The following is a 16,341-nucleotide window of genomic DNA, read 5'->3' on the forward strand; positions in this document are numbered from 1 at the left end:
TCACGCCAATTTGAGTACAAATATGGCGTGAGGCTTCCGGCGAAGAAAGCTAAATCAGAGCCTTGCTCGACCCTAGTCTGAAGCTGTAGAGAATCTCTCATCAGTTTATGTGGGATTACAATCTCTCCATTAGGAAACCTTAATACCATGAATCACTTGGTCATTCTACAGCAAATTCAGAGATAAGCTGAAGAAAATTAATATTAAATAATCTTATCTAAAAAAAAGATAAATCTGCTTGACTTTTTTTTAGATAAATGGTATTAATGATAGATTATGGCAATATAAAAGAATTCCTTTAATTGAGAAAATGTAGCTAATGATACTATATATAGAACCTGAATTAGTCTCGAAATATCCCGGTTTTAAAGTTGCCTACAGCATTATTCGTGATGTCAAAAATACTCAAAGTTCACCTGAAGTAACTAAACTAATCAAAACATTACCTGACTATGTAAAGACACATGAAAAGGAGCTGTTGTCCCGTGCCGACCAGATGAAACAGTTTTACAAAAGAATAGGATCTAAGAATAGATACCACATTTTATCGTTGTTAAAATCCACCCTTAATGGACGAAACTATAATTTAAGTAATCCGGCAGTAGATTTAGTGTATGGAGTTGAATTGCAAAATGCTGTATTGATGGGATTGCACGATTTAGATAAAATTCAAGGGGATATTTACATGGGAGTGGCTAGAGGCAATGAAACGCTGGAGCATATTTTCGCCGACTCTCTCAATCTATCACCAGGAGCCATTATTTTTAGAAATGGGGCAAAGATTATGGCTTCCCTCACAGATGGGCCAGACAAGGAGACAAAAGTTACTGAAGCATCCCAAAACATTTTAGCGATCGCGTTTGGCGCTCCGGAAGATACAGAAGCCTCATTGCTAGCAGCAATGGAACAGACTAACAATTTATTTAAAGAGTACAATTTAGGGAAGCCAGAAAATATTTCGATTGCCATAGCTTAGGGAAAATACCAGGAAATAATTATGAGTAACAAAGAAACTAAGGAATTGAACATCGCACCAGATTTGATTTTGTACAATGGTAAGATTATTACTGTGGATGAGAAATCTACAGTGGCAGAAGCAGTAGCAATTAAAGCAGGAAGATTTGTTGCCGTTGGTGCGAACGATCCCGTACTATCTCTAGCTTCAGAAAGTACAAAAAGGGTAAACTTGCAAGGACACACAGTTATTCCTGGACTCATCGACGGACATTTCCGCTTGCTAGATCGAGCAACAGCCCAAAAATATGGGGCAAATATTTCCCTTTCAGACACTGTAGGAGATATTCTCAATGCTGTCAGTGAAGCAACTACGAGAATCCCAAAGGGAGAGGTAATTACCAGTAATTCCGGTTGGTTTCCTCAAATGCTGAAAGAAGGGAGAGATCCAACCAAAGAAGAACTAGATGGAGTTGCACCGGAACATTTAGTTATATTGCGAGGGGAATATATTTATCTCAATTCATTAGCCCTCAAACAATTTAATATTACCAAAGATACTCCCCAGCCAGAATATGGTTGGATAGAAAAAGACCCCGCTACAGGTGAGCCGACAGGTGTACTGATGGGGGATGCCGCCAAACTAGTTGGCGGTGTTCATCTCAAATTTAGCGATGAACAGAAAAGTAATGCTCTACTTTGGGCATTGCAAGAGTGTACTAAAGCTGGGATAACTAGTATTCGTGAAGGGGGTATTTCCATCCCGGATTTGCGCTTTTACCATCAACTTTACCGTCGGGGTGAGTTACCCATTCGAGTCTCAGCTCAACTATCTCTAAATATGGCACTACCAATCGCAGAGATTTTGAGTAACTTTGAGCAGTTTTATCTCAATAATCCAATTGGCGATCGCAACTTTCAAATAGACAGAGCCAGTTATATCTTTGCAGATGATGAATACAATCGCAGCAATTTAAGCACTCCTATTTATAATCAGCGCGTACCTCAAGATAGAGTCCGTCGCTTTCACAGTACTCGCGATGGTAGTAGCGAAAAAATAGAGCAAATAGTCACCGGGATGGCAAAATTGGGTATCAGTGGCGGTATTCTGGCAGGTGGTGACAAAGCGATCGATCAGGTGCTAGATATTCTAGATCGTGCCAACGATCTTTATCCACTCTCAGATCTGCGCTGGGTAATCTCCCAACTCTTCTATCCCAAAGAGCGGCATTTGGAGAAGATGAAAAAACTCGGTGTTGTTATCACACCCATGTGGCATCACTACTATTACTACCCAGCTCTTGAAGTCTATCACAGTAAACCTGTAGCCCAAACCATGGACCCATTTAAAATGTTAATTGAGAGCGGAGTTCCAGTTGGATTGGGTAGCGATGTTTCTAGTATTCCCTTGAATTACTTTGCTGCTATTTATTTTCTCCATACCCGCAATACCTGGAAATGGGGACCTGTCAATCCCGATCAGGGAATCTCCCGCGAGCAAGCCTTGCGTCTTTTGACTATCAACAATGCCTACGTCACCTTTGAAGAAAAAGAAAAAGGTTCGATTGAATGGGGCAAATTGGCGGATTTATTGATATTATCTGACGATATAATGACAGTGCCAGTCGAAAAGATACCCCAAATCAAACCTCTGGTTACTATGATTAATGGTCAGGTAGTATACCAGGACAAAGACAAAACAAATTTTTGTTTCATATAGCTATAAACATTTATCTGGCTAATTGGTAACCTGGAAAAATCCCGATAAACTGAGATCTTGTACCAATGTCAAAAATGCTGTAAAAGCTAGGTTTTTGGTGATTACATCAACGAAAAATCAAGGGTTATATCCAATTGTTGAAAATGGTGCAAGATCTCAGTATAAACCAACAACTAATCACTAATGCACTTTCGCCAATGGCTACTTCCTAGACGACGACTCGCGATCGCGGAAGCCTGTTTAATTGGTTTAGTATCGGGTGTTTCTGCTGTCTTTCTCAAGTATAGTATCGGCTGGTTTGGCTCCTGGCGTATTCAAGCCTCTGAGGTGCTACCTGTTGCCTTAGTATTACCTGCTTTTGGCTTCTCTCTTGGCTGGTTATCTGGTTTTTTGGTTGAACGTTTTGCACCAGAAGCCTCTGGCAGTGGTATCCCGCAAATTAAAGCAGCTTTAGCTAAGTTTCCCATATCTTTAGATTTGCGAGTAGCCCTGGTTAAGTTATTAAGCACTATTCTCGCTTTGGCAGCAGGTTTAACCATGGGAAGACAAGGACCAACTGTTCATATTGGTGCAGCTTTGGCAGCACAATTTAGTCGTTGGTTTCCTACTTCTCCTAACCACCGCCGTCAGATGATTGCAGCGGGTGCAGGTGCGGGTTTAGCGGCTGGGTTTAATGCCCCAATTGCAGGTATTCTTTTTATAGTTGAAGAATTACTCCAAGATTTTTCTGGCTTAACTCTCGGCACTGCTATTTTAGCTTCATTTATTGGTGCAGTTATCTCCCGGATTTTAGGGGGACGCGGTTTAGATTTGAATCAAGTATTAACTCCTGTCAACAGTAGCTTTTCCGCACCAGAGATTCCATTTTATTTAATACTAGGTGTTTTAGCTGGATTCCTGGGGGCATTATTTAATCGGGGAATTCTCGTTTCCCTAACTCTATTTCGCAAACTTAATCTTCCTTTGTCCCTACGAGTGGGTTTTGCAGGATTTATTTGTGGTTGTTTTGTGGCATTGCTTCCATCAGATTTTCGTAATAATAGTGGGTTGCGGGAGTTGCTAATTAGCAGTGAACCTGGTTGGCAATTCACGAGTATTGCTTTTGTCGTTTACTTCCTATTAACTTTAGTTTCCTACGGCTCTGGAGCATCGGGAGGATTATTTCATCCTTCTCTAGTTTTGGGTTCTGCATTAGGTTACTTAGTGGGTGTCGGCGAACACCATCTCCTGGGATTTGGCAATCCAACTAACTATGCTTTGGCAGGAATGGGCGCATTTTTTAGCGCTGTATCTAAAGTGCCGTTGACAGCAATTGTAATTGTATTTGAGATTACTGCTGATTTTAATTTAGTCCTGCCTTTAATGATTTGTTCGGTCATTTCTTATTTAATATCAGATCAGTTTGCGAAGGGTTCTCTCTATCAGCGATTATTGGAGTGGAATGGCTATACCCAACCAGAAAAAAACTCTATAGATGATTCCCTAGCTGGCTTGAAGGCTTCAGATTTGATGCAGCGCCGCGTTGAAACATTACCCAGCAATATATCGCTAGATGAAGCAATGAAAGCCATTTCCCGTTCCTCTCACCGAGGATTTCCTGTAGTTGAGGATAGTCTTTTAGTAGGTATTGTTAGCCAATCCGATTTGAGAAATGCTACCCAAGGAAAGGGAGATCCGCCAAGTTGCCCTTTACCTGGCGCGACACAGTTACGAGATATTATGACACCAGATCCGGTGACAATAATACCCCAAGCAAGTTTAGCCGATGTTCTCTATCTTTTAACCCGTTACGAATTAAGTCGTTTGCCTGTAACAGAAGGGCGAAAATTGGTGGGAATTATTACCCGCAGCGATATTATTCGGGGAGAAATTGATTGTTTAGACAATAATCAGATGGGACATCATCCAGATCCATCTTATATTGTCTATCAAACCCGTTCTCCAGAAATCGGAAAAGGACGTATATTAGTACCCATTGCTAATCCTCAAACTACACCCTTTCTTTTAAGATTAGCCGCCGCGATCGCACGGGAACAAGATTATGAGTTAGAGTGTATCCAAATAATTGTAGTTCCCCGGACTAATTCCCCAGCTCAGACACCAGTGAGAACCACAAAAAGTCGTCGGTTATTACATCAAGCAGAAAAATTGGGACGAGATTTGCAGGTTCCTGTTCACACTCAAATTAGAGTTTCTCACGATATCGCTCAAGCTATTTTGGAAACTATTAAGGAACGGCATATTAATCTAATTATCATGGGTTGGAAAGGAGATCATTCAACCCCAGGCAGAATTTTTAGTACCGTTGTAGATACGGTGATTCAACAGGCATTTTGTGATGTAATGTTAGTCAAAATGGGGAGACAGTTAAATCCGCCTTACCCACTTCCCTTTTTCCATCGCTGGTTAGTACCAATTGCCGGAGGACCAAATGCTAAACGCGCGATCGCACTTTTGCCTCCTTTGCTTTCTTTGAGTAGTAATCCTCCCGATATTCGGTTGTGTCAGGTATTTCCACCGGGAGAGAATTCGCCAAATACAACAGTTTTAGATAGTGCGATGGCAGTTTTAGCAAATCAGATTGATGGTAATATAATTAAAATTCCGATTCGAGCTAATAATGTTGCTGATGCAGTAATTAATTTGACGGAAACAGAAGGGTGTGATGTGGTGGTTTTGGGTGCGAGTCGGGAAGGTTTATTGAAACAGGTTATTCAGGGCAATATTCCGGAGGCAATTGTGCGGGGTTTGGGGAGTACGGTGATTTTAGTACGGGCAGCACTAGATTAAGAGGTTACCCCTCCCCTGAAAGACAGGGCTGTTTCATTCTCGGTTGAGAAATTGGGTTTTTTGGGGGCAGGGAGCAGGGGAGAAGGGAGGAAGGAACGTTTTTAGTAATAATTAATCCCTAATTTTATAAGAAAATAGCATGAAAACCCCCTTGCTCTTAAGGGGGCTGGGGGGTTAGGTTTTATCAAAATGCGGAACCCGGGACTTGAACCCGGAAGTCCTTGCGAACACTAGAACCTGAATCTAGCGCGTCTACCAATTCCGCCAGTTCCGCTTGCGTGGCTATTTACTTTGCAGTTTATCATTGTCTAACAATCAAGCACTTTTGTCAACGGTGGCGAAGAGCTTCTATGATGCTTTGGTAGATCGGAGATGGGAGGAGTTTGTAGGGGTGAAGGATATGGGCGATAACCTCTGACTCAAACCAAAGATTTTGTATCCATATCCTCCACCCTGAATGGGGTGTGGGGAATGGGTTGTGAGGAATGGGTTGTGGAGACTAATGACCAATAAGGGATGATTAATGACTCAGAGGCTGGACATTTTGCCTCTTTCAGGTAAAATCGGAACAAAATTTAACAAATGTTAGAAATCCACTGAGTCTGGAGGACAGACCTATCAATCACTCTCTGAGCATCAAACACAACAACTCTGCACCCGCAGCCCAAGAATCGGTTTTAGAGATTTGGGGCAGAGCCTCCCTGAAAGGACATGTCAAAATTAGTGGAGCCAAAAACTCTGCCTTAGCAATTATGGCAGGATCTTTGCTTTGTCCGGAAGATTGCCGACTGCGGAATGTACCAGCCCTAGTCGATATTGGGATGATGGGAGAGATTCTCTCTGCTTTGGGCGTAAAGCTAGAACGGATTGGCGATACCCTAGAAATTGATGCCCGTCACCTCAATAATTCAATCGCACCCTACGAATTAGTTAGTAAACTCCGTGCTAGTTTTTTTGCACTCGGTCCATTATTAGCCCGGATGGGAGAAGCCCGGATACCATTACCAGGTGGCTGTGCTATCGGTGCGAGGCCAGTGGACCTCCATGTCAGGGGTTTGCAAGCGATGGGGGCTGAGGTTCACATTGAGCATGGCATGGTTCACGCTTATGTTAAGGGGACTCTGAGCAAGCGGTTAAAGGGAGCCAAGATTTATCTAGATTACCCTAGTGTAGGGGCGACGGAAACCCTAATGATGGCGGCGACACTGGCAGAGGGCGAAACGATTATTGAAAATGCTGCTCAAGAGCCAGAAGTGACGGATTTGGCAGGTTTTTGTCGCGCAATGGGCGCTCAAATTCGAGGTGATGGCACTAATACCATTGTCATTAATGGTGTTCCCAGCTTACACTCGGTAGACTACCCGATTATTCCAGATCGCATTGAGGCAGGAACATTCTTAGTCGCTGGCGCAATTACTCATTCTGAAATCATTCTCTCACCTGTAGTACCAGACCATCTCATTCCAGTTATTGCCAAACTGAAAGATATTGGCTGTCAGGTGATTGCTGAAGATGCCCATTCCTTACGGATTGTGCCCGGTAATCTCCTCGCCACAGATATTGAAACTTTGCCCTATCCCGGATTTCCCACCGATATGCAAGCGCCCTTTATGGCATTGCTAACTCTAGCACAAGGAAATAGTGCGATCGCAGAAACGGTATTTGAAAATCGCTTAGGTCATGTTCCTGAATTGAATCGCATGGGTGCAGATATTCGCATCAAAGGAAACATGGCGCTAGTTCGCGGTGTTCCCATTTTATCAGGAGCGCCTGTCATGGCAACAGACTTGCGAGCATCGGCGGCGCTAGTCTTGGCAGGATTGGCCGCAGATGGCAAAACTACGATTCAAGGACTCCATCATTTAGACAGGGGTTATGAGAATCTGGAGGCGAAATTGCAGCAACTTGGAGCTAAATTACAGCGAGTACCAATTGATGCTGAAAGTGAGGTTGAATCAACTTCAGAAGTTACAACTGAGTTGTCTGAAGTTTCTCATTAATTAACAGTTTTGATTGAGCGGGTGAGTTTTGAATTAAAAACTTTCTTTAACTTAAAACTCGCCACTCATAACTTTATTAAACCCAATGGCTCTCAACTCTAAGCTCTTGCCTTTAACCTCTCTTCAGCCCGAAATACCACTAAACTAGAAGTAGCCATCTTCTCCCTAACGATTATGACTCTTGCTATAGATTCTCTGGCTCAAGCGCAACTTGATACACAAACTGCACCAGAAGATATTATTATTCCTTCAGGAGACTTGTGGAGTGATGAACCAGAATTGGAAAGCGACTTGCATCGAGATCAAATTGAACTACTGCTAAATTGCCTCAAATGGTGGTGGCACAATCGGACTGACTTTTATGCTAGCGGGAACCTAAGTATTTATTTCAGTCCCGAACAAATTACCACGCGAGACTTTAGAGGACCTGATTTTTTTGTGGTACTTGGGGTAGAAAATCGACCGAGAAAAAGTTGGGTTCTCTGGAACGAACAGGGGAAATATCCAAATGTTATTATTGAACTACTTTCTCACAGTACTGCTAATGTGGATCGTGGTTTAAAAAAAGAACTATATCAAGATACATTTAGGACACCCGAATATTTCTGGTTTCACCCCAATACACAGGAATTTAAAGGATTTCGACTGATGGGTGGAAAATATCAACCTATTGTCGCAAATGAAAGTGGGTGGTTGTGGAGCAATCAGTTAGAATTATTTATCGGAGTACATCAGTCAAAATTACGATTTTTCAGTTTAGATGGAGAATTGATTCCCACTGCGGAAGAAAGAGCGATTTCTGCACAGCAACAAGCTGAATCTGAACGACAACAAAAGGAACTTTTACAGCAACAAGCTGAATCTGAACGACAACAAAAGGAAGTGGCACAGGAACAATTAGCGAAAGCACTAGCTAAATTAAAGGAATTGGGGATTGAACCAGATTAACTGTAACAGCGGTATCAGCTATACCAGCTTAAGATAACAAATTGCGATCGCGGATTAAGAGGGGCTATGGGCTATGGGCATGTTTTCTTTCCCATGAATATCCCTCCAGCCCCCTTGCCGAGAAAGCCTAGTCACTAAACTCCATATATAGTAGGGTGCGTTACATAACGCACCCTACAGATAGCATAACTGCGTAAGTACGATTACTGATGGATTATTTCTGCCCTTCTGCACTACTCCCTAGCTCTTAATCGCTAGCCCCTGGTTTAGTCAATATTTCTGTTAGTGCTTGTTTCGCAGTAGGATATTGATACTCAAAACCATAATTCTGCGTCCGTTTCGGCAAAACTTCCTGTCCTTCTAAAACTACACTTGCTCCTTCTCCTAGTAAAGCTTCTATAGCAAAATTAGGTACTGGCAACCAAGATGGACGATGTAAAACTTCCCCCAATGTATGACAAAATTCTGACATCCTGACAGGATTTGGTGCAGTAGCATTAAAGACACCTTCCATATCGGATCTGGTTAAAGCTGTTAGGATTAAGTTTACTAAATCGTCGAGATGAATCCAGGAAAACCATTGCTTACCTGTACCAATTGGACCACCTGCAAACATTTGGAATGGTGGTATCATTTTCGCCAGTGCGCCGCCATGTCCCAAAACTATGCCAAAACGTAAGATAACTAAGCGAACACCTGCTTCTTTAACTTTCATTGCTTCTCCTTCCCAAGCTTGACAAACTTGGGCGAGAAAATCATTCCCAGATCCACTATTTTCATCAAAAGAAACAGTTTCGCTAGTACCATAGTAGCCGATAGCAGAAGTATTAATTAATACTGTTGGTTTAGGGTTAGCTTGAGCGATTGCTTCCACAATTTTTTGGGTTCCCAACTTGCGGCTATTGAAAATTTCTTCCTTACGTTGGGAAGTCCAGCGATGTTCGGCAATTGGCACACCTGCTAAATTTACCACAGCATCACAGCCTGCGATCGCATTTTGCCAGGAACCAGATTCTGTAGGGCTATAAGCAACTATTTCTAGTTTTGGGAAAATACGAGCGGCTGTGGTTGCGTTGCGGGTTAAAATTAGGGGTTGATTGCCTTGAGATAGGAGTTTTTCTACTAAGCGACTCCCGACAAATCCAGTTGCTCCAGTAATTGCTACTTTCATCTTTTAATTTCCTTTAGGTTTTGGTGTTTCGCCGTAAGCCATGCCATTAGCTTCAGCGTAGCGATTCATAAAGCGCATAAAGCGTTCCCAATGATCTTCTTCTTCTATTTCAAATTTACAGTCTACTCGTTCTAGATTGTCTCCTTCATCCCCGCCAAATATAAATTTTACTCCAGAAGGCTCAATACTAATAGTCCCTTCTTCATCGATTAACATCAGGGAATTAGAAAATCGTTTAGTAAAACTGTTAAACTTTTCCAAAGCTTTTAAAGATTTAAACGTCATTAATACGTTGCGGACACCAGAATTGCGGCTTCGGCGCAAGCTGACATTACTCAGCTCTTCGTTAATCCCTTCAAAAAATTGGATTGATGGAGTTGGGGCGGTCATGTTAAATTTTGGGTAATATTAAATTGATTATACAAAATTAAAGTCATCCATGAAGCAAACAGAACAAATTCTATCTCAGTTACCTGGGGATATCCTGGGGCGCGTGCGCAGCGCAGATAAGCTTTGGCAAGCCATGCGGGAGGATACCACTCCCATCCCCTCAGCAGTTAAAGAAAGCAAAGATACTTTGGCAAGTACAGACTGGGATGTGGTGATTTGTGGCGGTACATTGGGAATAATGATTGGTACAGCCTTACAAATGCGAGGTTGGCGAGTTGCTTTAATTGAACGGGGACTTTTGCGGGGGAGAGAGCAAGAATGGAATATTTCTCGTCAAGAGTTAGCTGTATTCTTAGAATTAAATCTCCTCTCTGAAGCGGAACTAAAACAAGCGATTGCCAGTGAATATAACCCAGGTAGAGTTAGCTTTTTAGATGGAGAAAATTTCTGGATTAGAGATGTTCTCAATATTGGAATCGACCCCATTTTCCTTCTTGACACCCTCAAAACTAAATTTATCAAATCTGGCGGTAATTTATTAGAAAATACAGCTTTTGAAGGTGCAATAATTCATCCAAATGGAGTCCAATTAGAAGTAAAAAATAAAAACTCTCTCACCTCCAACTCCTCACCTTTCACCTTAACAACCCGATTACTCATCGATGCCATGGGACATTTTTCTCCTCTAGTACAGCAAGCACGGCAAGGGCAAAAACCGGAAGGGGTATGTTTAGTTGTAGGTAGCTGTGCCCAAGGCTTTCCTAAAAATGAAACAGGGGACTTAATTGTATCTTTCACACCTATTCAAAATCAATGTCAATATTTCTGGGAAGCCTTTCCCGCCAGAGATGGAAGAACCACTTATTTATTTACCTACTTAGATGCTCATCCCCAACGCCCTAGCTTAGAATTTCTCTTAGACGAATACTTCCGCCTTTTGCCGGAATATCAAGATATTAAATTATCCGAACTTGACTTTAAACGAGTGCTATTTGGCTTTTTTCCTGCCTACAAACAAAGCCCAACTCGAATGCCTTGGGACCGAATTTTACCAATAGGTGATAGTAGCGGCACTCAATCTCCTGTCAGTTTTGGCGGTTTTGGCTCAATGGTGCGACACCTAAAGCGTCTTACTGAGGGAATTGATGAAGCCCTAAAAGGTGATTTTCTCAGCCGAGATGCCCTCGCCCAGCTACAACCCTATCAACCCAATATTGCTGTTACTTGGATGTTCCAACGTGCTATGAGTGTTGGTATCGAGCAACAGCTAAATCCCAATCAAATTAACCAACTCCTAACAGGTGTCTTTCAATCTATGGCACAATTAGGAGACGATGTACTTCGCCCATTTCTCCAAGACGTTGTGCAATTTTCTGGATTATCGAAAACTTTACTATTAACCTCTCTGACTAAACCAGGAGTAGTAATTCCAGTGATTCCTCATGTGGGGTTGACAACTCTATTAAATTGGATGGTGCATTACATCAATCTGAGTATTTACAGCATTTTGTATAAATTAGGACAGATTTTCATGAAACCAGTGAAAATATTACCATCAATAGCTCAATATTATTACCACCGTTGCCTAGACGCATGGCGTTATGGCTCTGGAGGTGATTATTAATTAGTTGTTGGTTGTTAAATAACCAACAACAAATAACAAATAATAAATAACAAATAACAAATAACAAGCATGAAATTAGTAAAGCGCTTGATTTTTGCTCGGCGCAAAATTAGCATCACCACCAAATTTGCTTTCTCATTTATTGCCCTCCTCCTGTTAATTGGGATTGTGGCACTAACCGGTTTTTTTTCTCTACGGCAGATACAAAATGAAACAGAAAAAGTAATATTAACTAGTATTGAAGTCCAGCGTGAAGGTTTCAGGATGGATGCCGCATTAAGAAATGCTCGTCGATTAGAAACCGAGTTTTTTGTCCAATGGCCTAATATTAGTTCTTCCAGTACCAGGCTTAATAATTTTCGTCAGTCACACCGCCAGGAGATTGACAAGGTACTCGATATTAGTAGCGAATTACAAGAGATTTTAGCTAATGCACAGGAAGGCATTGGTAAACGCCGCAGTAATCAAAAGTTAGTGGAATATGCAGAAATTGTCGAACAGTATTCCCGCAGTTTTCAGGAAACTATTGCTTGGGTAGGCAATTTGGGAATTGATAATGTCGGCGTTTTAGAACAACTAGACCAAAATTCAACTCTTTTAAGCAGTAGGCTCCAACTTGTTGATAGTCCAGAATTGATTACTTTATTTCAAGAAATGAAGTCTAATGAAAAGGAATATTTGTCAACCCGTCAGCCGCCTAAAATGGAGTTGATGTATCAAGCAGCACAGCGACTAAGCGATCGCATTTCGGTTAGTGCTAAATTAGATACTATACAACGTACCCAAGCATTAAAGTACTTGGATAATTACCTGTCAGTTGCGAGAGATATCGTGAAACTAGACGGCGAAATCCAGGATAAAATTCGTAACTTTGACCAGCAAGCAGAAGCATTATCCAACAAATTAGTCGATATTGCCAACGCCGAAGCAAAGCGTACCTATTCAATTATTGCTCTAACTAGTCGTGCTGCCACAATATTATTAATTATAGCCGTTGCTATCGCCTTAATTGCTGCTGTAACAATTGCTAAACAATTTGCTTCTGCCTTAAGAAATTTGGCAATTGAACAAGCTAAGTCAGAAAGGCTACTACTAAATATTTTACCAGAGCCAATTGCCCAGCGATTAAAGCGGGAGGAATTGACAATTGCCGATCATTTTTCTGAAGTGACTGTTTTATTTGCAGATATTGTTGGTTTTACTGAATTAGCTTCTCAAACATCTCCCATCAAGTTAGTTGAAATTCTTAATGAAATTTTCTCAGAATTCGATCATCTTACCGAAATCCATAGTTTGGAAAAAATCAAGACTATTGGTGATGCTTATATGGTGGTAGGAGGATTGCCCATGCCCATGGCGAATCATGCCGAAGCAATCGCGCAAATGGCGTTAGATATGCAAATAGTTATTCAGCAATTCTGCCAAGAAACGGGTAAATCGTTTAATATCCGGATTGGGATTAATACTGGACCAGTAATTGCGGGTATTATTGGTACAAAAAAGTTTATTTACGACTTGTGGGGAGATACAGTAAATATCGCCAGTCGCATGGAATCCCACGGTTTACCTGGCAGAATTCAGGTAACAGAAGACACTTACAAGCTATTAAGACATCAGTATCGATTTGAAGAAAGGGGACGTATTCAAGTCAAAGGGAAGGGAGAGATGAATTGCTATTTACTGAAGAACAAAAAAGTTATTCGTTATTAGTTAATTGCTAATTGCAGATTTACCAAGTACGCAATAGAAACCCGGTTTCTTTGAGAAACCCGGTTTCTTTATACCATACATACCTGAAAATTGCGAATAAATCTATCCCAATCCATCTAAATTCGCCATTCCTAACACAAACATCTCGCCTGTGACACGAAGTAAGCAACTCATTAATAGCATTAAGTTTATTCTATAGCCGCCAAAAAGATTTTACTCAAAGGATGCTCAACCAACTCATTGAGTATTTCAGTTCCCGCTTCTTTCACACCATTCATGATCGTAGCTTTCAAAGGAGAATTCCCTTCCATCTGCTTAATTGCAGCAGCAACCACAATCACTTTTTCTAATGGCGTATTTGTCGGATAAATTGCCGTTAAGTCTTGTAATAATTTCTTAATTTCTTCAGTTACTTCCGACCATTTTGATCTTGATAAATCTCGCTCAATTCCCTTGAGTATTTGCTCAACCTCCATAATCTCTTTAGGTAAATTAGCCGGGGGATAATTATTATTGGCAACCTGGGGTAATGGTGAACTTTTTTCTATCCCTTGTGACGAATTAAATGATGCTGCTTGAGGTGGTTCTGGAATTGTCTCTATCCTTTGTAACCAATTAGGTGATACTGGTTGGGTTGACTCAGTAAATTTCCCTACCTCTTGTGACAAATTAGGTGATATAATTGGATTTTGAATAGCTTCACTTGGCTCTGGTATTTCTACTAATGTTGGCGACCAATTGGATGAATTTGCCTCAATAGCTACATCATAATTTTGCACAGAAGTAACTGGATTGGGGTTTGTTAAACCAGCCTTATTTAGACTATTGCGTAAGAAATTAATAAACTCCCCAGGAGCAAAGTTCCCCTGTGCCGGACGACGTTCCTCCTCACCGATTCCTATATAAACATAGTCGCAAATTACATCAGTCAAATTTACCTCACTATTTGTTTGCCAGCTATCCAGACAAACTCCCGTCAATATCGCTTTACTAAAGTCAGTTTTCAGTGCTTGAATTTTTTCTAAATTAGCACCACTGAGGTTTGCCATTCTCAGATTAGCCTCACTCAGATTTGCCAATCTGAAGTTAACCTCACTCAGATTAGCACCACTAAGATTTGCCATTTTTACATTGGCCTCACTCAGATTTGCTCCAGTGAGATTAGCGACTTTCAGGTTAGCCTCACTCAGATTAGCCCAAGTAAGATTTGCCTCAATTAGGTTAACCAACATCAAATGTGCCCCACTCAAATCTGTACCCGCTAAATTGGCTTGATTTAGGGTTGTCCCTCTCAGATTTGCCCCTCTAAGATTAGCACCTCTAAGATTAGCACCTGTGAGATCTGCCTCGCTAACATTTGCCATTCTTAAATCTGTCTCACACAGGTATGCTCCTGTCAAGTTAACGTGATTGAGATTTGCCCTACTCAAGTCAGCGCCACTAAGATCTGGCACTATCAGATAATTACTTTCTCGCCATTGATTCCAACCCTCTACTCCTTGTTTAAGTAGAGCAATATGTCGATCGTCTGCCATTGCTAGTCTATCCTTTTTTTACTATTTTAGATCACTAACTTTGCGAACCTTTGCGCCTAACTTTGCGTTCACGTAGTGTAGCGAAGCGCCACCTTTTCGTTAAAAAATATTAGCCTAATTCTCCCTTCCCCAAAGCCATCACTGCATTTTGACCCCCAAAACCAAAACTAAAACAAAGAACCCCCCGTACCTGACATTGACGTGGATTTCTGACAAAATCCAAATCAAACTCCGGTTGACTCAATCCCACACAAGGTGGTAAGATTTGATGTTTCAAAGCCATCAAACAAAATGCCGCACCAATAGCGCCAGATGCACCCAATGTATGAGCCGTGCCTCCCTTAGTTGAACTAACTGCAACTCCATGAGAAAATAAATGTTGAATTATCTGCGCTTCATTCTGGTCATTTAACCGAGTACCTGTCCCATGAGCGTGGATATAGTCAATATCACTTGGGGACAATTTACTCCGCTCTAAACATTGTTTAATTGCCAAAATTCCACTACTGCCACTTGACTGAGGCGTACTTATATGATAAGCGTCACAAGTCAAGCCAAACCCTAACACCCTTCCGTAAATCGGCACCCCTCGACTTTTGGCTAATTCAGCCGACTCCAACACCAAAACCGCCGCACCCTCTCCTAAAACCAATCCTTCCCGCTGCCGATCAAAGGGATATAGCCCAGTTTTTGCCAAAGCCCCCATTTTGTCAAATCCTGCCAAAGTTAGGGGGGTAATTGGCGCTTCCACAGCTCCCGCAATTACTTGCTGACATTCACCATTTTGAATCAATTCAAAGCCGCGAGCAAGCGCCCAAATCCCCGTTGCACAAGCCGCCATTGGTGCGAGTACTACCCCAGTTGAGCCAATTTGACGTACAGTTGCGATCGCAGCCTGATGAGGTAGCATCTCCAACCAATCCTCTAGCATAGGGAGTAGCCCAGCGGATGCCGTATTGGGAAATGGGGAATTGATTTGTTGTTTTTCTGCGATGAGTCTCCGTGCCAACTTCTCCCACGAAGCCTGACAACCGCGACTTGAGCCAATAACTACACCACAATCTGCTATCGGTATTTCCAGATTTGCATCCTCAATCGCATCTGCCACGACTAAGTGAGTCAGGCTTTCCAAGTCTGTTGGTACTCGATTAATCATTCCTAGGGGTAGAGATGGTAAATCAGCAAAAGGCTGATACTGCCCAATCCCCGATTCATTCTTGAGCAAACTGCGCCAACTCGACTCCAGATTACCCAAAGCCGAGATCAAACCAATACCAGTAACGACTACATCCACCCTATCGTCAATCAATTTTATGTTATACTCAATAAATTCATCAAATCTTTACATTATCTTCATCGTATCTTCACATATCCCCTTGCATCTGGGAGACTAAAAATCTTTAATGAGGGAATAGTTATTTATGGTTGGTTATTTGTTCTTAGTTGTATTCGCCGGAGAGCAATACACCATATCGGTACTCCGATTGGTGTCGGGATGG

Annotated in this window: 11 protein-coding genes and 1 tRNA gene; 7 read left to right on the forward strand and 5 right to left on the reverse strand. The window is 41.7% G+C overall.

From position 1 onward, the window contains the following. Positions 1-319 precede the first annotated feature (319 nt). The 3 genes from NJ959_RS13290 to NJ959_RS13300 all read left to right on the forward strand — a co-directional run bounded on the left by NJ959_RS13290 (position 320) and on the right by NJ959_RS13300 (position 5,464). Positions 320-976: a phenylalanine--tRNA ligase beta subunit-related protein gene (locus NJ959_RS13290; RefSeq protein WP_254012235.1), complete on the forward strand. Its 657-nt coding sequence runs from the start codon at positions 320-322 to the stop codon at positions 974-976. Positions 977-997: 21 nt separating this feature from the next. After that, positions 998-2,674, forward strand: a complete 1,677-nt coding sequence (locus NJ959_RS13295; protein ID WP_254012236.1) for an amidohydrolase — start codon at positions 998-1,000, stop codon at positions 2,672-2,674. Between the two features lie 183 nt (positions 2,675-2,857). Next, positions 2,858-5,464 carry a chloride channel protein gene (locus NJ959_RS13300; RefSeq protein WP_254012237.1) on the forward strand — a complete coding sequence of 869 codons (2,607 nt, stop codon included), beginning with the start codon at positions 2,858-2,860 and terminating at the stop codon, positions 5,462-5,464. A gap of 190 nt (positions 5,465-5,654) precedes the next feature. On the opposite strand, the gene NJ959_RS13305 is transcribed toward NJ959_RS13300, so the two are convergent. Beyond that, positions 5,655-5,738, reverse strand: a tRNA-Leu gene (locus tag NJ959_RS13305). A gap of 343 nt (positions 5,739-6,081) precedes the next feature. Here NJ959_RS13305 and murA point away from each other — a divergent pair. Together murA and NJ959_RS13315 are read left to right on the forward strand one after the other, a co-directional pair. After that, complete coding sequence (murA, locus tag NJ959_RS13310; protein ID WP_254012245.1) at positions 6,082-7,464, forward strand: UDP-N-acetylglucosamine 1-carboxyvinyltransferase; 1,383 nt, start codon at positions 6,082-6,084, stop codon at positions 7,462-7,464. Between the two features lie 174 nt (positions 7,465-7,638). Continuing rightward, positions 7,639-8,412, forward strand: a complete 774-nt coding sequence (locus NJ959_RS13315; protein ID WP_254012238.1) for a Uma2 family endonuclease — start codon at positions 7,639-7,641, stop codon at positions 8,410-8,412. A gap of 247 nt (positions 8,413-8,659) precedes the next feature. Here NJ959_RS13315 and thyD read toward each other — a convergent pair whose 3' ends face one another. Together thyD and psb28 are read right to left on the reverse strand one after the other, a co-directional pair. Further along, positions 8,660-9,583, reverse strand: coding sequence for a thylakoid membrane protein ThyD (gene thyD / locus NJ959_RS13320; protein ID WP_254012239.1), 924 nt, complete (start codon positions 9,581-9,583; stop codon positions 8,660-8,662). 3 nt (positions 9,584-9,586) lie between these two features. Continuing rightward, a complete protein-coding gene (gene psb28, locus NJ959_RS13325) occupies positions 9,587-9,973 on the reverse strand; it encodes a photosystem II reaction center protein Psb28 (protein WP_254012240.1) in 387 nt (128 codons plus the stop codon). A gap of 49 nt (positions 9,974-10,022) precedes the next feature. Between psb28 and NJ959_RS13330 the strand changes: the two genes are divergently transcribed. Both NJ959_RS13330 and NJ959_RS13335 read left to right on the forward strand, forming a co-directional pair. Next, positions 10,023-11,597, forward strand: a complete 1,575-nt coding sequence (locus NJ959_RS13330; protein ID WP_254012241.1) for an FAD-dependent oxidoreductase — start codon at positions 10,023-10,025, stop codon at positions 11,595-11,597. Between the two features lie 69 nt (positions 11,598-11,666). Further along, positions 11,667-13,307, forward strand: a complete 1,641-nt coding sequence (locus NJ959_RS13335; protein WP_254012242.1) for an adenylate/guanylate cyclase domain-containing protein — start codon at positions 11,667-11,669, stop codon at positions 13,305-13,307. 188 nt (positions 13,308-13,495) lie between these two features. Here the strand turns inward: NJ959_RS13335 and NJ959_RS13340 are convergent, their stop codons facing one another. Then, the gene (locus tag NJ959_RS13340) at positions 13,496-14,842 is read right to left on the reverse strand and encodes a pentapeptide repeat-containing protein (protein WP_254012243.1); all 1,347 of its coding nucleotides are present in this window, start codon (positions 14,840-14,842) and stop codon (positions 13,496-13,498) included. 109 nt (positions 14,843-14,951) lie between these two features. Further along, the gene (locus NJ959_RS13345; protein WP_254012244.1) at positions 14,952-16,151 is read right to left on the reverse strand and encodes a beta-ketoacyl-ACP synthase; all 1,200 of its coding nucleotides are present in this window, start codon (positions 16,149-16,151) and stop codon (positions 14,952-14,954) included. Between the last annotated feature and the right edge of the window lie 190 nt (positions 16,152-16,341).

This window comes from Limnofasciculus baicalensis BBK-W-15 (assembly GCF_024178385.1).
GTDB lineage: Bacteria > Cyanobacteriota > Cyanobacteriia > Cyanobacteriales > Coleofasciculaceae > Limnofasciculus > Limnofasciculus baicalensis.

What these genes read in the sequence shown, in the direction of transcription:
- NJ959_RS13290 (WP_254012235.1), top strand. Translation starts at nt 320, where the DNA reads ATGATACTATATATAGAACCTGAATTAGTCTCGAAATATCCCGGTTTT.
- NJ959_RS13295 (WP_254012236.1), top strand. Translation starts at nt 998, where the DNA reads ATGAGTAACAAAGAAACTAAGGAATTGAACATCGCACCAGATTTGATT.
- NJ959_RS13300 (WP_254012237.1), top strand. Translation starts at nt 2,858, where the DNA reads ATGCACTTTCGCCAATGGCTACTTCCTAGACGACGACTCGCGATCGCG.
- NJ959_RS13315 (WP_254012238.1), top strand. Translation starts at nt 7,639, where the DNA reads ATGACTCTTGCTATAGATTCTCTGGCTCAAGCGCAACTTGATACACAA.
- thyD (WP_254012239.1), bottom strand. Translation starts at nt 9,583, where the DNA reads ATGAAAGTAGCAATTACTGGAGCAACTGGATTTGTCGGGAGTCGCTTA.
- psb28 (WP_254012240.1), bottom strand. Translation starts at nt 9,973, where the DNA reads ATGACCGCCCCAACTCCATCAATCCAATTTTTTGAAGGGATTAACGAA.
- NJ959_RS13330 (WP_254012241.1), top strand. Translation starts at nt 10,023, where the DNA reads ATGAAGCAAACAGAACAAATTCTATCTCAGTTACCTGGGGATATCCTG.
- NJ959_RS13335 (WP_254012242.1), top strand. Translation starts at nt 11,667, where the DNA reads ATGAAATTAGTAAAGCGCTTGATTTTTGCTCGGCGCAAAATTAGCATC.
- NJ959_RS13340 (WP_254012243.1), bottom strand. Translation starts at nt 14,842, where the DNA reads ATGGCAGACGATCGACATATTGCTCTACTTAAACAAGGAGTAGAGGGT.